Annotated in this window: 17 protein-coding genes; 11 read left to right on the top strand and 6 right to left on the bottom strand. The window is 71.2% G+C overall.

Translation table 11 applies throughout. The features are described from left to right. From LZF96_RS24350 to LZF96_RS24335, 4 genes are all read left to right on the top strand, one after another. Positions 1-275, top strand: a 275-nt coding sequence (locus tag LZF96_RS24350; RefSeq protein WP_233876654.1) for a hypothetical protein, incomplete at its 5' end; no start/stop codon positions are given. A gap of 228 nt (positions 276-503) precedes the next feature. Continuing rightward, a complete protein-coding gene (locus LZF96_RS24345) occupies positions 504-1,055 on the top strand; it encodes an MCE family protein (RefSeq protein ID WP_233876652.1) in 552 nt (183 codons plus the stop codon). Beyond that, positions 1,049-1,966: a hypothetical protein gene (locus tag LZF96_RS24340; RefSeq protein ID WP_233876650.1), complete on the top strand. Its 918-nt coding sequence runs from the start codon at positions 1,049-1,051 to the stop codon at positions 1,964-1,966. The genes LZF96_RS24345 and LZF96_RS24340 overlap by 7 nt, the downstream gene beginning before the upstream one ends. 112 nt (positions 1,967-2,078) lie before the next feature. Beyond that, entirely contained in the window at positions 2,079-2,852 is a 774-nt protein-coding gene (locus LZF96_RS24335) for a MerR family transcriptional regulator (RefSeq protein WP_233876648.1), read from the top strand. Between the two features lie 393 nt (positions 2,853-3,245). Here the strand turns inward: LZF96_RS24335 and LZF96_RS24325 are convergent, their stop codons facing one another. Continuing rightward, positions 3,246-4,337, bottom strand: a complete 1,092-nt coding sequence (locus LZF96_RS24325; RefSeq protein WP_233876646.1) for a DUF368 domain-containing protein — start codon at positions 4,335-4,337, stop codon at positions 3,246-3,248. 222 nt (positions 4,338-4,559) lie between these two features. Between LZF96_RS24325 and LZF96_RS24320 the strand changes: the two genes are divergently transcribed. Next, the gene (locus LZF96_RS24320) at positions 4,560-6,164 is read left to right on the top strand and encodes a threonine/serine exporter ThrE family protein (protein ID WP_233876645.1); all 1,605 of its coding nucleotides are present in this window, start codon (positions 4,560-4,562) and stop codon (positions 6,162-6,164) included. 39 nt (positions 6,165-6,203) lie between these two features. Here the strand turns inward: LZF96_RS24320 and LZF96_RS24315 are convergent, their stop codons facing one another. Beyond that, entirely contained in the window at positions 6,204-6,701 is a 498-nt protein-coding gene (locus LZF96_RS24315) for an inorganic diphosphatase (RefSeq protein WP_233876644.1), read from the bottom strand. An 87-nt stretch (positions 6,702-6,788) separates the two neighbouring features. Here LZF96_RS24315 and dacB point away from each other — a divergent pair, with 87 nt between their 5' ends. The 6 genes from dacB (at position 6,789) to folE (ending at position 14,997) form a co-directional block, all read left to right on the top strand. Further along, a complete protein-coding gene (gene dacB, locus LZF96_RS24310; protein ID WP_233876642.1) occupies positions 6,789-8,300 on the top strand; it encodes a D-alanyl-D-alanine carboxypeptidase/D-alanyl-D-alanine-endopeptidase in 1,512 nt (503 codons plus the stop codon). 164 nt (positions 8,301-8,464) lie between these two features. Next, positions 8,465-9,658 carry a zinc-dependent metalloprotease gene (locus tag LZF96_RS24305; RefSeq protein ID WP_233876640.1) on the top strand — a complete coding sequence of 398 codons (1,194 nt, stop codon included), beginning with the start codon at positions 8,465-8,467 and terminating at the stop codon, positions 9,656-9,658. A gap of 255 nt (positions 9,659-9,913) precedes the next feature. Then, positions 9,914-11,161: a tRNA lysidine(34) synthetase TilS gene (gene tilS, locus LZF96_RS24300; protein WP_233876638.1), complete on the top strand. Its 1,248-nt coding sequence runs from the start codon at positions 9,914-9,916 to the stop codon at positions 11,159-11,161. A 12-nt stretch (positions 11,162-11,173) separates the two neighbouring features. After that, positions 11,174-11,728 carry a hypoxanthine phosphoribosyltransferase gene (hpt, locus tag LZF96_RS24295; RefSeq protein ID WP_233876636.1) on the top strand — a complete coding sequence of 185 codons (555 nt, stop codon included), beginning with the start codon at positions 11,174-11,176 and terminating at the stop codon, positions 11,726-11,728. A gap of 477 nt (positions 11,729-12,205) precedes the next feature. Then, positions 12,206-14,239 carry an ATP-dependent zinc metalloprotease FtsH gene (gene ftsH / locus LZF96_RS24290; protein ID WP_233876666.1) on the top strand — a complete coding sequence of 678 codons (2,034 nt, stop codon included), beginning with the start codon at positions 12,206-12,208 and terminating at the stop codon, positions 14,237-14,239. Positions 14,240-14,388: 149 nt separating this feature from the next. Beyond that, positions 14,389-14,997 (top strand): GTP cyclohydrolase I FolE, encoded by a 609-nt coding sequence (gene folE, locus LZF96_RS24285; protein ID WP_233876634.1) that lies wholly within the window; start codon positions 14,389-14,391, stop codon positions 14,995-14,997. A 520-nt stretch (positions 14,998-15,517) separates the two neighbouring features. Here folE and LZF96_RS24280 read toward each other — a convergent pair. From LZF96_RS24280 to LZF96_RS24265, 4 genes are all read right to left on the bottom strand, one after another. Beyond that, on the bottom strand, positions 15,518-16,666 hold the full coding sequence (locus tag LZF96_RS24280; protein WP_233876632.1) for an HTTM domain-containing protein: 1,149 nt from the start codon (positions 16,664-16,666) through the stop codon (positions 15,518-15,520). Between the two features lie 52 nt (positions 16,667-16,718). Then, complete coding sequence (locus LZF96_RS24275) at positions 16,719-17,420, bottom strand: DUF5819 family protein (protein ID WP_233876630.1); 702 nt, start codon at positions 17,418-17,420, stop codon at positions 16,719-16,721. A 153-nt stretch (positions 17,421-17,573) separates the two neighbouring features. Continuing rightward, on the bottom strand, positions 17,574-18,917 hold the full coding sequence (locus LZF96_RS24270) for an ice-binding family protein (RefSeq protein WP_233876628.1): 1,344 nt from the start codon (positions 18,915-18,917) through the stop codon (positions 17,574-17,576). 611 nt (positions 18,918-19,528) lie between these two features. Continuing rightward, positions 19,529-20,353: a potassium channel family protein gene (locus LZF96_RS24265; RefSeq protein WP_233876626.1), complete on the bottom strand. Its 825-nt coding sequence runs from the start codon at positions 20,351-20,353 to the stop codon at positions 19,529-19,531. Positions 20,354-20,424: the final 71 nt, after the last annotated feature.

The following is a 20,424-nucleotide window of genomic DNA, read 5'->3' as shown; positions in this document are numbered from 1 at the left end:
TGGATCCGGGTGATGGCAGTGGTGTGATGGATTGTCCCTTCGTCGTTCGTGAGTCCGATGTCTGTTCGCATGTCTACGATCGGGCGTCGGTGAACGGTACGGCGAGGAACGGGGACGGGCTCGCCGCCCATCCGGCGCGGGCGCGGTTGGTGTACGCCGTCCGTTTCGAGAACAACGGTGCCCCGCTCACCCTGCCCGGTCTGCCGGAGGCGTTGGAGAGTGAGTGGCAGGAGACCCCGGTGCGGGTGACCGAGGTCCAGGCCGTCGTCCGCTGACATATACCCCCGGCGCGCGGGTCCCGGACCGCCGGTGATGTCCTGTTGGACGCCTTCACCGACACCAAGTGGATCTCCGTGCAGCACGGCCGCACGGTCTTCCCCCTCTGACGCCCCCGCCACCGTCGAGGGTTGTCGGGCCAACCGGGAATGTTGGTTCGTCACCGTTCGATGACGGTGTGTCACCCGGCGTGTCGCACAGTCGCTGCTTCTCCTAGGCTGTGGGCCGTGATGAAGAACTCTGCTCCGCGTTTCCGGCTCCTGGCGTTGATCGCTTCCATCGCGCTCCTGTCCGCCTGCTCCGGCGGTGGTGACGAGAGCGAAGAGTTGGTGCTCCCCGTTCCGACGGTGGATGAGACCGCCGAACCGGAGGAGCCCACCGCGGAGGCGGAGCTGGAAAGGGTTTTTCGCTCTTACTGGGCCGCGATAGTAGAAATGGAGGGAGAGTCGGAAATTCCTGCTCCGAGCATGCTTGACGGAATTGCCACCGATGACGTGAAGGAGTTGGAGTTCAATCGCATCGGTAACCTCAAGGAGTCCGGCCATGTGAGGGAGGGGGGAGTGGATGTCGGCGAGGTCACCGTCACCCTCGAAGGAGAAAACGAGGCGTTGGTGCAGGCGTGCGTCGACAGTACGAACTGGGATCTCTTCAGGGAGGGGGAAAAGGTGGAGTTGGGCAATCAGGGGATCGGGCCGTCTGTTGTACGTGCAGAGAACGCGAGTGAAGGCTGGTTGATCGCGCAAGTTCGCTTGTTCGACGAGGTGACCATCTCATGTTGATTGGCCACGGTGCTTCTCGCGTAGCGTCGATTGTGCTGGCTGCTGCTTTGGGAACCTCTCTTCTGGCGTTCCCGTCCGAGGCGGTTGCGCAGCCGAACTGCCCAGATTTCTATTACGTCGAGCATGAAGATGGTGGAATCGACTACATTTGTCGTGGAACAAGTCCGGGGCAAGAGAACGAAAGCGAACCCTCTGACGGTAGCGGTGTAAATTCCCTCTCGTGTGATCTGTCCTTGGTGGAGGGCAGGGGGGATGCGCAGTGGTGTGAGGGGGTGAACGCGTGTTGGGCGGCCATTCCGTCGTATCTGTATCCGACTCCGGATATGTGGCCGGAGGAGCCCCCCACGGAAGACTCCGTCTACACCTTCAAGAAGTGTTACGCCCTTGATGGGGGCGAGCTTCCCGGGGTGTGGGAGTTCATCACGCCGGGGGATTCCGGTCTTTCGTTGGAGGAGTTGGCGTGGGAGGCGTTCGGGGAGTTGGTCGTTCCTGATTTCACGCTCGCGCACAGTCCGCCGGTGCATGCGGTGATCTTCGTGGATACGTGGTGGTGGGTGGAGGGTCCGTCGGATGGTGAGGTGCGGGGGAGTTCGGCCGGTGGGGTGGTGGCGATCGCGGAGCCGGCGCGGTTGGAGGTGGATCCGGGTGATGGCAGTGGTGTGATGGATTGTCCCTTCGTCGTTCGTGAGTCCGATGTCTGTTCGCATGTCTACGATCGGGCGTCGGTGAACGGTACGGCGAGGAACGGGGACGGGCTCGCCGCGCATCCGGCGCGGGCGCGGTTGGTGTACGACGTCCGTTTCGAGAACAACGGTGCCCCGCTCACCCTGCCCGGTCTGCCGGAGGCGTTGGAGAGTGAGTGGCAGGAGACCCCGGTGCGGGTGACCGAGGTCCAAGCCGTCGTCCGCTGAAGCGACTTCCGTCCGACCCGGGGGCGCGGCTCCCCGGCTGCCGGTGGTTGCGCTTGCACCTCACGTGGCGTGAGGCGCCACCGTGGGGTGTCGGAACACGAAGGAGGCGGCCATGGGCTGGTCGGTGGGTGAGGTGGCCCGATTCGCCGGGGTCAGTGTGCGGACCCTGCACCACTACGACGCGATCGGACTGTTGGAGCCGAGCGGGCGCACGTACGCCGGGCACCGCCGGTACGAGGAGAAGGACCTCGATCGGTTGCAGCGGATCCTCTTCCACCGGGAGTTGGGTTTCCCGTTGGAGGAGATCGCGGTCCTGGTGGACGACCCGGACCTCGACCCGACCGACCGGCTCCGTCGGCAGCATCACCTGCTCACCGAGCGGATCGAGAAGCTGCGACGGATGGCCGCCGCCGTGGAGCGAGCCATGGAGGCGAGACGCATGGGAATCAACCTCACCCCCGAGGAGCGGTTCGAGGTTTTCGGCCGCGACCACGACTGGGAGGCGTACGACCGGGAGGCCGAGGAGCGCTGGGGTGACACGGACGCATGGGCCGAGTCCCGGCGTCGTTCGGCCCGGTACACCAAGGAGGACTGGCGGCGGATCAAGGCCGAGGGCGATGACCTCAACGCGCGCGTCGCGGCCCTGGTGGCGGCCGGCACCGCCCCCGACTCCCCCGAGGGAACGGACCTGGCGGAGGAGCACCGCCGGCAGATCTGCCGCTGGTTCTACCCCTGCGACCACGCCCTGCACGTCAACCTGGGCGACATGTACGTGGCGGACGAGCGGTTCACCGCCACGTACGAGCGGGTGCGGGAGGGGATGGCCGGTTGGCTGCGGGACGCCATCCGGGCCAACGCCGCCCGTCGGGGCACCACGGGCGACTGACGGCCTCCGTCGCCCGTGGCGCGGGCGGCCGGCCCGGGGCAACGGTTCCGTCCCCATGAGGGCCCGTCCCGACCCCGGTGACCCGCCGCGCCCCCGCGATGGGCGGGGCTCCGGAGCCGACCCCGTTCGGTGCCCGCTGCCGGTCGCGTGTCGGGAGAGCCGACCGCCCCGGCCACCGCCACCGTCACCACCGGCCCCGGCCACCGCCACCGTCACCGCCACCGTCACCGTCACCACCGGCCCCGGGATCGGGGAGGGGCGTGACCTGACGCGACCGGTTTCCGAGCCGAGACGGCCCGGCGGGCCGAAAGACGAACGCCCCGCCGGACGGGTCCGGCGGGGCGTTCGTCGTCCGGGGGCCGGGCACGTGTCCCGGTCCCCGGACGGGGCGGTTCAGTTCCGGGCGTGCCGGCGCCGGCCGCGCCCCTCGGCGGCGGCGGTGCGCCGGTGTCCGGCGACCAGCACCGCCGTCACCAGGGCGAAACCGATCAGGAAGAGCAGCACCGTCAGCCCCACCCCCTCGTCGGGGGCGTACAGACTGCGGTCGTGCTCGTCGCCCTGCCAGGGCCACAGCGCCCGCAGCGACCCGGCCATCAACCCGGTCAGCACCACCAGCGTGACCCGGTGGTGCCGCTCCAGCAGCATGCGCAGCAGCTTCACGATGCACACCAGGCCGATCACGGCGCCGGTGGCGAAGATCCCGACGTACCCGAGGTCCCGCTCGTTGACGGCCTCGATGGTCGGCTCGTACATGCCCAGGGCCAGCAGCAGGAAGGAGCCCGACAGCCCCGGCAGCACCAGGGCGCACACCGCGATGGCGCCCGACCCGATCACCGCGAGCGGGTTGTCGGCGGCTCCGCCCAGGGAGAGCGAGGTCAGCCAGAACGCCAGGCCGGCCGCCACCACGGCGGTCAGCCATTCGCGTGCCTTCCACCGGCCGCCGGAGCCGGAGAAGGGAATCCACAGCGAGGCGAGCACCAGACCGAAGAAGACGGCGTAGGCGTACTGGCCGTGGTCGGTGACCAGCGGGGCGAGCAGTTTGGCGCTGAGCAGCAGCCCGACGACCATGCCGATGGCCAGCGGAATGAGCAGCCCCCAGTCGGCCCGGCGGTTCTCCTCCAGGGCCCGGCCCGGGCCCCGTCCCGCGGGGAGGTCGGTGACGGCGAACCGCAGGGCCGCCCCCAGGTGCCCGGCCGCGCCGATCAGACGTTCGTAGACGCCGACGATCAGTGCGATGGTGCCGCCGCTGATGCCGGGCAGCGCCTCGGCGACGCCGATCAGCGATCCGCGCAGGCCGTTGGCGACGCGGTTCTCGCGGCGCGCCGGCGGCCGGGTGGGGGAGTGCGGCCCGCCGGCGGCGACGAGCGGGACGGCCGCGAGCGGCGTCGTCGCCTCCGGGTCGACGGAGGCCCCCGGCGCGAGGGGTCCGGCCCCGGTGGGACGGGGGCGCCCGGTGGCCCCGGGAACGTCGGAGTGCATTGCCATGGTCTCCACTCACACGGATCGGGAAGGGCGGGCACGCCCGGTGGTGCTCCGCGTGTCGGATCGCCGCCGGTGACAGGGCTCACGGCCCACCCGGGGGCGCCTGGTCCGGCACACGGCCCCACTCATCCTATGCTTCGCCGGAGAGCCTTTCGGATGGGTCACCCACTTCGTCGGGCGGGGGATGACCGGGACACGCGTGTGATGTGAAGGAGTGCTGCCGACGTGGCCGAGGACGAGCACCACACCTCGGAATTCGCGGTTCCGGAGGGGCTGAGGCTGTCGCCGCCGGAGGAGGAGAACCCCACCTCGGAGTTCGCGGTTCCCGAGGGGCTCCGCCCCCGAACCGCCGTCGAATCCCACAGCGACTTCCGGCCCGTGCGCCCCGACCCGGCGTTCACGCCGGCGGCCGGCATCCCGATGCTGACCCGCACCAACCAGCCGCTGGCGTGGCAGGACCGGATGCGCCACATGGTGCGGTTGCCGTTGGCGGAGCGCCCGGCCCCGGAGCCACCGGCCTCGGCCGAGCGGGAGGAGGGCGGCGGGCCGCCGGTGCCGCGCATCCTGGACCTGACCCTGCGCATCGGTGAGTTGCTGTTGGCCACCGGCGAGGGCGCGGAGGACGTGGAGACGGCGATGTTCGCCATCGCCCACGCCTACGGCCTGGACCGTTGCGAGGCGACGGTCACCTTCACCCTGATCTCGATCACCCACCAGCCCTCGCTGGTGGACGCCCCGGTGTCGTTGAACCGCATCGTGCGGCGGCGCGGTACCGACTACACCCGCCTGGCGTCGGTCTTCCGCCTCGTGGACGACATCACCGCCGGGTCGGTGACCCTGGAGGAGTCCTACGGTCGGCTGGCCGACATACGCCGCAACCGCCACCCCTTCACCAAGTGGCAGATCACGGCCGCCGCCGGCCTGCTGGCGGGCTCGGCGAGCGTGTTGGTGGGCGGGGGGTGGCTGGTGTTCTTCCTGGCGGCGCTCGGCGCCATGATCGGCGATCGCCTGGCCTGGTTGCTGGCCGCCCGGGGGTTGCCGGAGTTCTACCAGTTCGTGGCGGCGGCGACGGGGCCGGCCGCGGTGGGCGTGGCCATCGCGGCCATGCAACCCGGACTGGTGCGGGCCGCCGCGGTGATCACCGGCGGGCTCTTCGCGCTCTTCCCCGGACGGGCCATGGTGGCCAGCGTTCAGGACGGGCTCACCGGCTACTACATCACCGCCGCCGCCCGCATGTTGGAGGTGCTCTACCTGATCGCGGGCATCGTCATCGGGGTGCTGGCGATGCTCTACATCGGGGAGACCACGGGTGTCGTCCTCAACCCGGAGGGTCTGTACACGCAGAACCGCCCCGTGATGCAACTGCTGGCGGCGATGGCGCTGGCCCTGGCGTTCTGCGTGATGCTGCAACAGGACCGGGCGACCCTGCCGGCGGCCGTTCTCAACGGGGGCGTGGCCTGGCTGATGTTCGGTGCCCTGCACGACGTGGGGGGCATCTCCCCGTTCGCGGCGACGTTGGTGGGCGCCGGGATGGTCGGGCTCTTCGGGCAACTGCTGGCCCGCCACCGGCTCACCTCGGCCCTGCCGTACGTGACGGCGGCGATCGGCCCACTGCTGCCGGGAAGCGCCCTGTACTTCGGGCTGCTGGGATTGGCACAGGGCAGCATCGTCACCGGTGGCCAGCACCTGCTGCGCGCGGCGACGCTGTCGCTGGCGATCGCCATCGGAGTGAACCTGGGGAGTGAGATCGCGCGGTTGTTCATCGGTACGCCCGGCCGGCTCAGTCCGATCGCGGGGCGGCGCGGCGCCAAGCGCACCCGCGGGTTCTGAGGTCCGGCCCCCCCACCGGCCGCGACGGGGTCGGCGACCTCAGTGCTTGTCGCCACCGCGATCGGTCAGCCGCTTGTACGAGCGCTCGATCTCGGCCTCGGCGTCGGCACGCCCCACCCAGTCGGCGCCCTCGACGGACTTGCCGGGCTCCAGGTCCTTGTAGACCTCGAAGAAGTGCTGGATCTCCAGGCGGTCGAACTCGCTGACGTCGCCGATGTCGGTCAGGTGCTCCATGCGCGGGTCACCGGCGGGCACGCACAGCAGCTTGTCGTCGCCGCCGGCCTCGTCGGTCATCCGGAACATGCCGATGACGCGGCAGCGGATCAGGCAGCCCGGGAAGGTGGGTTCGTCGAGGATGACCAGGGCGTCCAGCGGATCGCCGTCCTCGCCGAGGGTGTTCTCCACGAAGCCGTAGTCGGCCGGGTACACCGTCGAGGTGAACAGGTGGCGGTCGAGCCGGAGGCGTCCGGTCTCGTGATCCACCTCGTACTTGTTCCGCGAACCCTTCGGAATCTCGATGGTGACGTCGAACTCCACGGGGAGGCTCCTTATGCGTCGTGACCGGCTACGAATGGTTTAGTTTCCCCCGGGCGGTGCCGTGGTCGCGAAAGGGGCTGGTGACAGGTGCGGGATGTGGTGCGGGAGACGGTCCGGCGACACCGGGGGGCCCACCGTCCGGCGGCGTTGGCCGCGGCGGTGGGCGTGGCGGCGGCGATGGGGGCGATCGTCCTGTCGGGGCCGTGGGACGCCGGACAGCGCGAGGCGGAGCGCACCCGCGCAGCCGTCGCGGCCGGGGCGCCCACCGGGGCGTGGGACACCGGAACGGCCGGCGACCGTTCGGGTGGTTCCGAACCGGAGGCCGGGCCCCCGGCCGCCGCGCCGCCGGCGGGGCCGGTGCTGGAAGCGCTCGGACCCCGGGTGATCGACTTCTTCCCCGGCGCCGAGCCGGCCCCCGCCGACCGCGACCGGGGGGTCGTCGGGAACCCGGCACCGCTCGACCCCGCCTCGGTCCTGGATCCGCTGCTCGACGATCCGGCGCTGGGCACCGCGCCGGCCGCCACCGTCATCGACCTGGCCGACGGCCGCCCGCTGTACTCCCGGAACGGGGACCGGTCGATGGCGCCCGCCTCGACGGTGAAGCCCGCCACCGCCGCCGCCGCGCTGCACACCCTGGGCCCCGACCACCGGCTGATCACCCGGGTGGTCCTGGATCCGGACCGCGAGCGGGTGATCCTGGTCGGTGGCGGCGACACCAACCTCGCCCCACGGGACCTGGGCCGACTCGCCGCGCGCACCGCCGAGGTGCTGCGGGAGCGAGGCGTCGACGCGGTCGGTGTCGGCTGGGACGCCGGCTCCGACGGCACGCCGTCGCACCACCCCATCGGCGTCAACCACAACATCGCGCCGTTCACCGCGCTGATGGTCAACGCCGGCCGACTGGACGACAGCACTACCGGCCCCGCCCCGCGTTCGGCGGACCCGGCGGCGGACGCGGCGGGCGCGTTCGTGCGCCTGCTGGAGGCGGAGGGCATCGAGGTGCGCGGCTCCTCCGCCGCCCCCCGCGCGGTGCCGAGGAAGGCGGAGGAGCTGGCCGTCCACCGCTCCGCGCCGCTCTCGGTACTGACCGAGGAGATGCTCACCGACAGCGACAACGACATGGCCGAGTCACTGGCCCGGGCGGTGGGGGAGGCGCGCGGCCACGGCTCCGGCCTGACCGGCGCGGCCCGGGGCGTCACCGAGTCACTCGCCGAACTCGGGCTGCCCATGGAGGGCCTCCGGGTGACCGACGGCAGTGGACTGGACCGCTCGGGACGGATGACCACCGACGCGCTGGTCGGACTGCTCGCCCTGGCCGCCGACCCCGCCCGGCCGGAACTGCGGTCGGTGCTCACCGGCCTGCCGGTGGCGGGTTTCACCGGAACCCTGGACTCCCGTTACCCGGACGTGGGGGCGGGCGTGGTGCGGGCCAAGACCGGCACCCTCACCGGCGTGAACGCCCTGGCGGGCACGGTGGTGGACACCGACGGCAGGGTTCTGGCGTTCGCCTTCCTCACCGAGGGCACCACCTCGCCCGACGCGGCGCAGGACGCCCTGGACCGGGCCGCGGCGGCGCTGAGCCGCTGCGGCTGCGGCTGACCCGCCCCGGGGGCCGCCCTCCCGCCCCCGGTTCCGCACCACCCCGACAGCGCCTCCCGCGAGCCCTCCCGCGAGCCCTTCCGCCCCGCCCGGGGACCGGCGCCCGCCGGGTCGGTCCCGCCGGTCCTGTTCGTTCCGTCCGTTCGCCCCGTACCGTGGATGCCATGACACGTCTCGGTGGAACGGATCCGGTGGACTGGAACCTGGCGGTGGCCACCGCCAATCGCATCGTCCGTCCCGGCCCGGAGGTCGGCCGGGACGAGGCCCGCGCGATCGTCGCGGAGCTCCGGCGGCACGCCGGGACCTCGCAACACCACGTCCGTGAGTTCACGGGCCTGGACACCCGGGGGCCGGACACCCCTGTGCTGATCGTGGATCGCCCCGGCTGGGTGCGGGCCAACGTGGCGGGTTTCCGCGAGCTGCTGCGCCCGATGATCGACCGGATGCGGGAACGCCGCGCGGCGGTACCCGGCGGCTCGGCGCTGACCATGGTCGGCGGCAAGGTCACCGGCGTCGAGGTCGGTATGTTGATGGCCTTCCTCTCCTCGCGGGTGCTGGGTCAGTACGAGACCTTCGCGCCGACCACCACACAGCTGCCCGGCGGTGAGCGGGGCGGCGGCCGGCTGTTGCTGGTAGCCCCCAACATCGTCCATGTGGAACGTGAACTGGGCGTGGACCCGCACGATTTCCGACTGTGGGTGTGCCTGCACGAGGAGACCCACCGGACCCAGTTCGGCGCGGTGCCGTGGCTGCGAGACCACCTCGAGGGCGAGATCCAGTCGTTCCTCTCCGAGGCGGACATGGACCCCTCGACGCTGCTCGAGCGCATCCGCGGTGCCGCGCAGTCGTTCTCCGGACGGGGTCCGGAGGGCGGGACGGAGACGACCGGCACCGGCGACCCGGCCGGCGACCCGGCCGCCGCGAAGTCCTCGCCGGCCCCCGGCTCGCCGGCTCCCGGCTCACTGGTGGAGTTGGTGCAGACGCCGCGTCAGCGGGAGATCCTGGACCGGTTGACCGCGGTGATGTCCCTGCTGGAGGGCCACGCCGACTACGTGATGGACGGGGTCGGTCCGCGGGTGGTGCCCTCGGTGGTGGAGATCCGTGAGAAGTTCGCCCAGCGGCGTCGTACCGGCGCCGGCCGTCTGGACCGGGTGCTGCGACGGGCGCTGGGCATGGACGCCAAGCTGCGGCAGTACCGCGACGGCGAGCGTTTCGTCCGGGCGGTGGTGGACGAGGTGGGCATGGCCGGCTTCAACCGGGTGTGGACCTCGCCGAACACGCTGCCCACCCGGTCGGAGATCGCCCGGCCCGAGGAGTGGGTGGCCCGGGTGCGACCCGCGGCCGGCACCGGCGGCTGACGGGACGTCCGGCGAGCGGAATCCGACGGGCGGGCCCCGGGGCGTTCGACCCCCCGGGGCCCGCCCGTCGCACGCCCCGGGTGGCCGTTCGGGTGAGGCGTTCGGTTCCCCCGGGCCAACCACTTCACCCGTACGAGGGAGTCCGGGGCCGGGCGCGGCGTGCGATGCTCGGGACGGTGGCCTTTTCTGTCACCATGTACGCACTGAGAGTGATCGGTTCTGTGACCGTCCGTAGCCCGAGAAAGTGAGTCGGACATGGGTCCCCATCCCGCGGTCGCCGCGATACGCCTGGCGGTTCGCCGCACCCTCCGGGACATCCTCCGCGAGGTGGGGCCCGTGCCCGCCCCGCCCGTTCCCACCCCCGCCGGGACCTCCGTCACGGCCTCGCGGGCGGGATCCCCCGGGCTCCGGGAAGCCCCCGAGCCCTCCGCGCGCGCTTCCCGCCCCGCGTGCCCCGCGCCCCCGGCCGGGTCCCCGCCCCCGGACGCGCCCCTGGTACTCGCCGCCTGCTCCGGCGGCGCCGACTCCATGGCCCTCGCCGCCGCCCTCGCCTTCGAGGCCCCCCGCATGGGACTGCGCGCCGGCGGCATCACCGTCGACCACGGTCTCCAGGCCGGCTCCGCCGAGCGCGCCCGCGAGGTCGTGAACCGCCTGACGGAGCTGGGCCTGACCCCCGTCGAGGCCGTCACCGTCGGCGTCGGACGCGACGGCGGCCCCGAGGCGGCGGCCCGCACCGCCCGCTACCGGGCCCTGGACGCCGCCGCCGAACGCCACGGCGCCATCGCCGTCCTCCTCGGCCACACCCGCGACGACCAGGCCGAGACGGTCCTGCTGGGCCTCGCCCGGGGATCCGGCACCCGGTCGCTGGCCGGGATGCCCGCCGTCTGCGGCAGTCCGCTGCACCGTCGGTCCACCGGGGCCCCCGCGCCCGTTCCCGCCCCCACCGGTGCCCGTGCCGGTACCCGGCCCGGCCGACCGGACGACCCCGGGGAGCACCGCCGCTACCGGCGCCCCTTCCTGGAGACCGACCGCCGCACCACCCGGCTGGCCTGCGAGCGCCAACGCCTGCCGGTCTGGGACGACCCGCACAACGCCGACCCCGCCTTCACCCGCTCCCGGGTCCGCCACGAGGCGCTGCCCGCCCTGGAGAAGGCGCTGGGTCGGGGCGTCACCGAGGCGCTCTCCCGCACCGCCCGGCTCTTCCGGGACGACGCGGACGCCCTCGACGCCTGGGCCGAGCGGGCCGCTCGCACCGCCACCGCCCCCGACGGCACCCTCGATGTCGCCGTCCTCGGCGAGCTGCCGCCCGCCGTGCGGCGTCGGGTGCTGCGCCGGGCCGCCATCGCCGCCGGAGCCCCCGCCGGTTCGCTGTTCGCCCGTCACATCGAGGAGACCGACCGTCTGATCACCGCCTGGCGGGGCCAACGCCCCCTCAACCTGCCGGGCCGGGTCGAGGCGCGCAGGCAGGGTGGCAGACTGGTCCTGCAGCAGGCGATCCGATAGAGAGTGGCGACGGTGCGAGAGAAAGACCTGGGCGCGGACCTTCGGGCGGTGCTCATCACCAAGGACGAGATCGATTCCAGGCTCGCCGAGCTGGCAGCGGAGATCGACGCCCGGTACGACGGCAGGGACGTCCTCATCGTGGGGGTCCTCAAGGGCGCGGTGATGGTCATGGCCGACCTGGCCCGGGCCCTGGCCACCCCGGTGACCATGGACTGGATGGCGATCTCCTCCTACGGGGCCGGTACCCAGTCCTCCGGCGTGGTCCGGATCCTCAAGGACCTGGACACCGACATCAAGGACAAGCACGTTCTGATCGTCGAGGACATCATCGACTCCGGGCTGACGCTCTCCTGGCTGCTGGCCAACCTCGGCTCCCGCGAGCCGGCCTCCCTGGAGATCGTCACCCTCCTGCGCAAGCCCGACGCGGCGAAGGTCGACATCGACGTCCGCTGGGTCGGTTTCGACATCCCCAACGAGTTCGTCGTCGGCTACGGCCTGGACTACGGGGAGAAGTACCGCAACCTGCCGTTCGTGGGCACCCTCGCCCCGCACGTCTACGGGGGCTGACCGGCGGAGGCCGACCGGCGCGACCGGGCCGGTCGGGCGCCCCCGGCGCGCGACCGGCCCGGGGGTGACCCGGCCGGGCCCGGGGCGATCGAACCGGTGTGAGCGGGAATACTCCGCTCCGTCCGGCTCCGTCCGGCGGGGCCGGAACCCCGGGTCGGTCCGCCGCGTTGAACCGGTGGACTCCCCGCCGTCCGGCCCCGGACCCCGGGGCCCCGGCCGCTCCGCGCGGCCGGCCGGAAGGGTTCCACCGCGGTCCGCCGTGACGAACCGTTCCCGGTGCCCCGGCAGCGCCGAACGGTTCCCCCGGGGTACCGTCGCGAGGAGTCAGCTTGTTCTGTGCCGGGAGCGCGCCGGCCGAATCAGGACACCGCACGCACAGCGGATCCCGTCCGGGGGCTGTGCCTCGATGTGGCAGGAGGGACGGGGCTGCGCGGCCCCGTGTGGAGAGACGTGAAGCGCTACTTCCGTGGGCCGGTCATGTGGATCATGCTGGCCGTCCTCGCCGTGATCCTGTTGATGAACGTGTTCCGCACCTCCGAGGGTTACACGACGGTCGACACCGCCGAGGTCGTGCAGGCGATCAACCAGAACAAGGTCCGATCCGCCGAGCTGACCACCGGTGACGAACAGCGGATCAAGATCGAGCTGAAGGACGGCGAGGAGATCCAGGGGGTCACCACCGTCCAGGCCAGCTACATCGGTGAGCAGGGCAGCGAACTGGCCAAGCTCCTCCAGGCCAAGTACCAGGACGAGGAGGGGCTGCTCCCCGACGGCTACACCGTCAGCCCGCAGTCGCAGAACGCCTTCGTCGGCATCCTGTTCTCCTTCCTGCCCATCCTGCTGATCCTGCTGGTCTTCCTGTTCCTGATGAGCCAGATGCAGGGCGGTGGCTCGCGGGTGATGAACTTCGGCAAGTCCAAGGCCAAGCTCATCACCAAGGACACCCCCAAGACCACCTTCTCCGACGTCGCCGGTTCCGACGAGGCCGTCGAGGAGCTCCACGAGATCAAGGAGTTCCTCCAGGAGCCCGGCAAGTTCCAGGCCGTCGGCGCCAAGATCCCCAAGGGCGTGCTGCTGTACGGCCCGCCCGGCACCGGCAAGACCCTGCTCGCCCGGGCGGTCGCCGGTGAGGCCGGGGTGCCGTTCTACTCCATCTCCGGTTCCGACTTCGTCGAGATGTTCGTCGGTGTCGGCGCCTCCCGGGTCCGCGACCTGTTCGAGCAGGCCAAGGCGAACGCCCCGGCGATCGTCTTCGTCGACGAGATCGACGCCGTCGGCCGGCACCGCGGCGCCGGCATGGGCGGCGGTCACGACGAGCGAGAGCAGACCCTCAACCAGCTGCTGGTCGAGATGGACGGCTTCGACGTCAAGGGCGGCGTCATCCTCATCGCCGCCACCAACCGTCCCGACATCCTGGACCCCGCGCTGCTGCGGCCGGGTCGCTTCGACCGGCAGATCGCCGTCGACCGCCCCGACATGCAGGGCCGGCTGGAGATCCTCAAGGTCCACAAGAAGGGAAAGCCGGTCGCCCCGGACGTGGACCTGGGCGCCGTCGCCCGTCGCACCCCCGGCTTCACCGGCGCCGACCTCAACAACGTGCTCAACGAGGCCGCGCTGCTCGCCGCCCGCGCCGACGCCAAGCTGATCGACAACAAGTTCCTGGAAGAAGCGATCGACCGGGTGGTGGCCGGCCCGCAGAAGCGGACCCGGATCATGAGCGACAAGGAAAAGCTCATCACCGCCTACCACGAGGGCGGTCACGCCCTGGTGGCCGCGGCCGGCTCCAACAGCGACCCCGTGCACAAGGTCACGATCCTCTCGCGCGGCCGGGCCCTGGGCTACACCATGGTGCTGCCGGAGGAGGACAAGTACTCCACCACCCGCAACGAGATGCTGGACCAGTTGGCCTACATGCTCGGCGGGCGGGCCGCCGAGGAGCTGGTCTTCCACGACCCGACCACCGGCGCCGGCAACGACATCGAGAAGGCCACCGCCACCGCCCGGGCCATGGTCACCCAGTACGGCATGAGCGAGCGGCTGGGCGCGATCAAGTTCGGCGCCGACTCCTCCGAGCCCTTCCTGGGCAAGGACATGGGTCACCAGCGCGACTACTCCGAGGAGATCGCCGGGGTGGTGGACGAGGAGGTCAAGCGCCTCATCGAAACCGCCCACAACGAGGCCTGGGAGATCCTGGTCGAGAACCGGGACGTCCTGGACAACCTGGTCCTGGAACTGCTGGAGAAGGAGACGCTGAACAAGGAGCAGTTGGCGGAGATCTTCCGATCGATCGTCAAGCGTCCGGCGCGGCCGGCGTGGACCGGCTCCACGCAGCGCACCCCCTCCACCCGCCCGCCGGTGGCGGTGCCGGCCAAGCCGGTCAAGCCGGTCGAGTTGGCCAAGGCCAACGGCAGCGCCGGCTCGGAGGCCGTGAGCGGGGCCTCGCTCGAGAAGCGGGAGATCACCGGGTCCACCGGATCCACCGGGCTCGGTACCGGACCGACGTCCGACTGAGCCCGGGCCCGGCGGGCCCGGCGGGAATGTCACACGCGCCCCCCGCGTTGCCGTGGGGGGCGCGTTGTCATCTCATCGCGCCCCGGGGCCGCCCCGGCGCGCGGCCCGGCCGGCGGACGCGCCGGATCGGAAAGACGGAAGAGGACATGATGACCGACCCGGTGACCCGGGCCACCGACGGTGCGCCCATCGGCGAGTTCGACGAGAAGCGCGCCGAGAACGCCGTCCGCGAACTGCTCATCGCCGTCGGCGAGGACCCCGACCGCGAGGGCCTGCGCGACACCCCCGCCCGGGTGGCCCGTTCCTACCGGGAGATCTTCGCCGGACTGTGGCAGACCCCGGAGGACGTCCTCACCACCACCTTCGACCTCGGCCACGACGAGATGGTGCTGGTCAAGGACATCGAGGTGTTCTCCAGCTGTGAGCACCACCTGGTGCCCTTCACCGGCGTCGCGCACATCGGGTACATCCCCTCGTCCAGCGGCAAGATCACCGGCCTGTCGAAACTGGCCCGCCTGGTCGACGTCTTCGCCCGCCGTCCGCAGGTGCAGGAGCGGCTGACCACGCAGGTCGCCGACTCGCTGATGCGGATCCTGGAGCCGCGCGGGGTGATCGTGGTCATCGAGTGCGAGCACATGTGCATGACGATGCGGGGGGTGCGCAAGCCCGGGGCCAAGACCACCACCTCGGCGGTGCGCGGACAGTTGCGCGACTCCACCACCCGCGCCGAGGCGATGGCTCTCATCCTCTCCCGCTGACCGGGGCGACCCGGCCCGTCTCCCGGATCGCCGCGTGGGTGACCCGCCCGGGGATCCGGGAATTCCTCGCGTCGCCCCTTGACAGGGACATGATTTTATTGGCTTCATGGGGGCGTCGAATTCACTTCGACACCTCCGGGGATGTCGGGGACGGTCGGTGTCGCGTCCTTGTATGGGAGCGCTCCCACAGGCTTCCGACGCGACCCCTCCCGGCCCCGTACCCCACCGCTCCCGGAGGCGGCGCCGAAACCGCCGCGGAGGCCTCCGGACCCCTCCGCGGCGGGTCACCCCCCACCGCATCGACTCCGGGCCCCGCCGGCGTCCGACGACAGGAGGGGAGGGGTCCGGCGGACCGTGCCGCCGCGTGCCCGGCCACGGCCCGCCGGGCCACCGTCGGCGGGGCGGGGACCGGGCCTCCGGGAGGGGTCGGTCGGCGGCCGACCATTCCCGCCGCCGAAGCCGTTCGGCATCCCCGGGCACGCCCCGGTGGCCGCCCCCGGGGATCCGCGCGGCGCCGAGGTCACCGACGCCCGTACCCGGGATCTCCTTCGCCGGCCAACCCCCGGTCCGCCGGGAGGAGGGCTCGGTGTCCTTCGAGCCGGCCTTCGCCGACCGGCCCCGACTGCGTTGGCACGAGACCGGGTTCCGGTCCGGGCGACGCTCTCCGTCCGCCGGCGCTCCGAGCCACACGTCGCCCGAGCAGCCCCAGTGAGCGGTAGAAGCGGTCGGGCAGGAAGACCGCGTCGGCGACGATCATCGCGGCGGAGAACAGCGGGAGGCCCATGAGCACCGCGATGCCCACGTGCATCCCGAGCATCATGACCAGGACCGGGTACTTGAGCCTGCCGAACAGGACGAAGGGGAAGGCGACCTGCAACAGCACCGTCAGGTAGCAGACGGCGGTGATCAGGACCTCGTGGGAGTCGACCATCCGGGAGAGCGCGGGCCAGGGTTGGAACAGGTGGAGGTTCAGGGCGTAGTGGAGGGCGGTCCCGTTGCCCCAGGTGACGCCCTGCACCTTGTACAACCCCGCCGATCCGTAGAGGAAGCAGACCTGGGCGGCGATGACGAACATCCCGCAGTTGTGCAGGACGGTGACCACGCTCACGCGGGCATCGCGCAGCCGGCTCCGGAGCTCGTCCCCGGCTGTCGACGACGGCCGTGTCCCCGGCCCCGGCCCCGTGGCCGAGCGAGAGCGGGCCCTACGGGCGTCCAGGGACCAGCGTCGGCCGCAGGCGGTGAAGGCGAGGTAGACGCTCATGAGGAGGATGAGGTTGTCCCCGCCGTCCGTCATGAAGATCGCCCTGGAGTGGAATGACGCCACCACCACGGCGAACAGCACGGACATCGCTCTGGTCCGCCAGCCCAGCATGAACAACGCGGAGGTGACGACGGCCAGCACGTAACAGAGCTCGAAGTACGCGCGGCTGTCGGAGAGGGTGAGGAAACTCGCCCATCCCGTCTGGTCGAACAGCTGCCTCGCCAGCGCGGGCGTCCACGGCGAACCGGGCCCCCAGATCGCGTCACGGTGCGGAAACTCGCGCAGCAGGAAGACCAGATAGAGCAGGCCGTAGCCGATGCGCAGCACCGCCGCCGCGTACAGGGAGATCGGTCGCTCGATCAACAGGGCGAAGAACGCGGCGAGGCGGTCGAGCGTTCGGTGCGTCACCGTGTGTGCACCCACTCGTCCGATGTCGGCCTTCGACGGGGTGGGGGTCGGCTCAATCGGTGCCACGCGGAGTCACCTCCCACCAGGGGAGGTGACGGGTCTCCACGGGAGTGGCCGGACGATTGCTCCCGCCGGGGGCGCCGACGGGCACGGCGACGACTCGCAGTTGGATGAAGTCGAAGGAGTCGCCGCGGTACTCGGTCACGCGATCCACCGCGATGTTGCGGAGGTATTGCCGGATCATCGCGGCTCGCTCCGAACGCGGTTCGTCGTCGGTACCGAGTGTTTCGAAGTACGCGTTCCAGGCCCGGCGCAGCATGTTCTGCGTCGTATGGCTCGGGAAGGGATTGTGCTCGGTCGCGGAGTTGTCCACATCGCTCAGGTCGAACCAGTCGCTCACCTGCTCGCTACCGTCCGGATCGATCCGCATGGTCCTCGCCGAGATCTGCCGATTGACCGACTCGGGGTCCGGGGCGAAAAGTCGCCAATTCTGCTCGAACACGGGATAGACCCACGCGTCGATCTGTTTGTTGTACTGCTGCGAGATCGCATTCGCCGGCGCCACATGGAGAAAGACCAGGGTCACGTGGATGAGCGTGACCGCCAGGCACAGGACGACGGCGGCTCCTGTGAAAATGTGCGGTGGGCGACGCGGTGGCCCCGCCCCCCGATGGGACCGGCGGCCTCCGGCGGTCGAACCGCCGTCGGAGTGCCCCGATTCCTTCGATTCCGCCTGCTCGACACCGCTGGGCATGACCCCACCCGGCCTTCCCGTCCCGCTGTTCATTTCCGCTTCTTCCGGTTCCGCGGGTGGCGCGCGGCGGAATCGATCGACCGTCCACCGCGCGCCACGCGTCCTACTCGCGAACTCGAACGGCCGGCTCTGCGCTCAGCCGGCCGCAAGCACTTACCGACTCATGTGACCGTCGGGCTTGTCGTGGCCGTGGCCGTGACCGTGCTCGGGCTTGTCGTGGCCGTGACCGTGCTCGGGCTTGTCGTGACCGTGGCCGTGCTCGGGCTTGTCGTGGCCGTGGCCGTGGCCGGGCTTGCCGTGCTCGGGCTTGTCGTGGCCGTGACCGTGGCCGGGCTTGCCGTGCTCCGGCTTGTCGTGACCGTGACCGGGCTTACCGGGCTTGTCGTGGCCGTGGCCCGGCTTCCCCGGCTTCCCTGGCTTCCCCGGCGGCTTGGGTTCGCCGCCGCCGGTGGTGCCGCCGTTGGTGATGCCACCGTTCGTCGCGCCGGTGGTGCCACCCGTGGTGCCCGCGATGAGGCCACCCGTCGTCACTCCACCCAGCAGCCCCCCGACGGTGCCGCCGGTGGTGCCGCCGTTGGTCACGCCGCCGTTGGTCGCACCGCCATTGGTGATGCCGCCGTTGGTCACGCCGCCGTTGGTCACGCCGCCGTTGGTGGTGGCTCCGTTGGTGCCGCCGTTGGTGGTGGCTCCGTTGGTACCGCCGTTGGTGGTGGCTCCGTTGGTACCGCCGTTGGTGGTGCCGCCGTTGGTGGTGCCGCCGTTACACGCCGGTCGGGTGATCGTGTTGGTGTCCAGCGTCACGGAACCGTTACGGGCCAACGCCCGGCCGACGATGTCCGCGTCCGTGTTGGCCGTGATCGACGTCAGGGCCATGATGGTGCCGACGAAGTCGGAGTTGGTGCCGAGGGTGGCCGAGCTGCCGATCTGCCAGAAGACGTTGCACGGCGAGGCGCCATTGATGAGGCTCACGTTGCTGGCGGAAGCCGTTGTCAGGCCCGAACCGACCTGGAACACCCAGATGGCGTCGGGGTTGTTCTGGCCGTCCAGGGTGAGCGTGCCCGTGAGACCGAGGGTGGACGACGCCGTGTAGACCCCCGGGACCAGCGTCAGACCGCCGGCGTCCGGGGGAAGCGCGGCGTCCGAGGTCTGTCCGGCCGCGTTGTTGTATGCCACGACCAAGTCGCTCTTGGCTTGGGCGGCCACGGCGTCCGCCGAGTGGAAGGTCCCGTTCACCAGCCCCGGGGGGAAACCGGAGATGGCCGTTCCCGGGTGCACACCGACATCGCCGGTGATGACCGAGGGCCCGGTGTTCGTGACCGACTCACCGGCCAGGACCGCGAAACTGTCGGCGGTGCCCAGCGGTACGGGTTGGGCGAGCGCGTTCGCCCTCGTCGGCGTCACCGCCACGACGACGACGGCGATCACCATCGCGAGCAACGCCGCCATCCAGGCCGACGTTCTGCGCCAGTGCGGCGCGGTAGAGGTATTGAGCGTCATCGAGAAGCCAGCTCCTGAAGGGATGGTGGCGTGTTCGGCGGATATCGGATGTCCGAAATCGCCTATTTCTGTCAGCTGACATGTTAGACACGCGACTTTCCGCGACGGCGGTACTTCGGGATGGTTTCGGGAATCCAACCATATGCCTCATTGAATATATGAAGAAATGCTAAATAGTGTGACGGGTCGCTGTTATATGCCTGGAAGCGGTCGATCGAGGGCGTGTCGTCGGCGCAAGGAAAACGGGACACGCGTGTGCTCGGGCTTCACCCGCGACTTTCTCCACCTGCGAGCCCCGTTACCCCGAGCCGATCCCGGGGAACCCGGGCCCCGGTTGGACAGGGGGCCGTGGGCGTGAGCAGGTCGGCGGTCCGGGGCGTGAAAGCCCGCAGCATGCGGCCGGGAGTGGCCGGGCGCCGTGGTCGGTCGCACAGGGGTCGGCGAGCGGGGATTCGGTCGTGGTACCCCCGGGAGGACGGGGACGCGACCGCGGGAGCGGAGGACGTCCGGGCCCGGATGCGGAACGCGGCGGCGGTCGCGACCCTCATCCATCCCGTTCGAGGACCCGGCCCGGACCAACCTCGTGCCCACGACCTCCCCGGACAGAACACCTATGGCGTCGGGGCGTCCCGGGTGACGGTACCCCCGGGGGCCGCGTCCCCGTCCCCGTCGTTCCGACGCGGGGACATCGTGTAGACGCCGACCAGCCGCGCGATCACCGTCGTCAGGAACAGCGTGGCCACCACCGCCTGCATCGCCGCCAGCGACTGCGCCCACGGGGTGAGCGGCACCACGTCCCCGTACCCCACCGTCGCCAACGTCACGAACCCGAAGTACATCAGCAGCGACCAATCGATCGCGGTGTCCGGGGAGGCCAGGTCCGTGAAGCTGCCCGGCGCCGACAACTCCATCGCCGTGAAGCAGGCGGCGAAGAACGCGCCCAGCAGCAGGTAGACCGAGATCGCGGCCAGGATCAGCTCCGGACCCGGGCGGTGGTGTCGGCGGAAGACGAAGAGCACCAGGGAGGCGATCAGCGCCAGCTGGAACAACGCCACGGACAGGTGACGGCCCAGCGCCGCCGCCGTGTCCTGGCGGTCCACCACCGACCACACCGCGAAACAGGAGAAGACGATCGCCACCCCCACCACGGGCCGCACCCAGGGCCCCTCGGTGCGCACGGTGCGCAGGCCGAAGACGATCATCCCGGCGTACAGCACCATGTAGAAGGCGTTCCACACCGGCCCGTACAGGCTGATCGGGTAGCCGAACTGCAACGCCGCCACGACGAGCAGCAGCAGCGCCAGATCACGGAACCGGGCGTTCGGATGGACCGGAGCAGTCCGACCGGGGGATGGCGGGGCCGCGCCCGGGGCGGACCCGGGACCGGGGGAGTCGGGGGAGTCGGAGGAAGGGCCACGGTGGGGGACACGGCGCACGGCCCGCAGTGTAGGAGCGGTTCGTGCGCGGGGGTGGGGAGCCGCACGCGCGAGGCCGGAACACACCCCGT

This window comes from Streptomyces sp. ST2-7A, from assembly GCF_021390475.1.
Taxonomy (GTDB): domain Bacteria; phylum Actinomycetota; class Actinomycetes; order Streptomycetales; family Streptomycetaceae; genus Streptomyces.
This window is presented reverse-complemented; position numbering and strand designations above follow the sequence as displayed.

Coding starts and splice junctions, on each gene's coding strand:
- LZF96_RS24340 (WP_233876650.1), top strand. CDS start 1,049: ATGTTGATTGGCCACGGTGCTTCTCGCGTAGCGTCGATTGTGCTGGCT.
- folE (WP_233876634.1), top strand. CDS start 14,389: ATGACCGACCCGGTGACCCGGGCCACCGACGGTGCGCCCATCGGCGAG.
- ftsH (WP_233876666.1), top strand. CDS start 12,206: ATGTGGATCATGCTGGCCGTCCTCGCCGTGATCCTGTTGATGAACGTG.
- tilS (WP_233876638.1), top strand. CDS start 9,914: ATGGGTCCCCATCCCGCGGTCGCCGCGATACGCCTGGCGGTTCGCCGC.
- LZF96_RS24270 (WP_233876628.1), bottom strand. CDS start 18,917: ATGACGCTCAATACCTCTACCGCGCCGCACTGGCGCAGAACGTCGGCC.
- LZF96_RS24305 (WP_233876640.1), top strand. CDS start 8,465: ATGACACGTCTCGGTGGAACGGATCCGGTGGACTGGAACCTGGCGGTG.
- LZF96_RS24275 (WP_233876630.1), bottom strand. CDS start 17,420: ATGCCCAGCGGTGTCGAGCAGGCGGAATCGAAGGAATCGGGGCACTCC.
- LZF96_RS24335 (WP_233876648.1), top strand. CDS start 2,079: ATGGGCTGGTCGGTGGGTGAGGTGGCCCGATTCGCCGGGGTCAGTGTG.
- LZF96_RS24325 (WP_233876646.1), bottom strand. CDS start 4,337: ATGGCAATGCACTCCGACGTTCCCGGGGCCACCGGGCGCCCCCGTCCC.